The organism is Lentimicrobium sp. S6, assembly GCF_013166635.1.
Taxonomy (GTDB): domain Bacteria; phylum Bacteroidota; class Bacteroidia; order Bacteroidales; family UBA12170; genus UBA12170.
Genome location: NZ_JABKBZ010000313.1, coordinates 1 through 328 on the forward strand (window position 1 = coordinate 1; position 328 = coordinate 328).

Annotated in this window: 1 protein-coding gene; it reads right to left on the reverse strand. The window is 39.6% G+C overall.

The annotated features are described in order from the left end of the window. The coding region (locus HNS40_RS22850; protein ID WP_172285004.1) for a DUF11 domain-containing protein at positions 1–328 on the reverse strand (328 nt) is incomplete at both ends.

A 328-nucleotide genomic window follows, 5' to 3' on the forward strand; every position in this document is an offset into this window, starting at 1 on the left:
TTGCTCACTTCAAGAGTGAAGATTACTTGATCTCCAACATTTGGTGTTGCCTCATCTACCGACTTAACGATAACTAAATCTGAAATTGGATTTGGGGTTGTTAAGGCATCATCCTCATCGTTACTTGTGTCAGGGTCATCTTCATTTCCAGTGAGTGTTGCTGTGTTTGTATAATCACCAGTAGCATTAACTGTACAAGTAATTTCTAAACTCGTATCTGCTCCATCGGCTAAATTACCTATGGTCCAAATTCCTGTGGCTGTAACATAAGATCCGGCTCCATTATCTGATAAATAAGTATATCCAGTGGGAAGCTGATCACTAACTG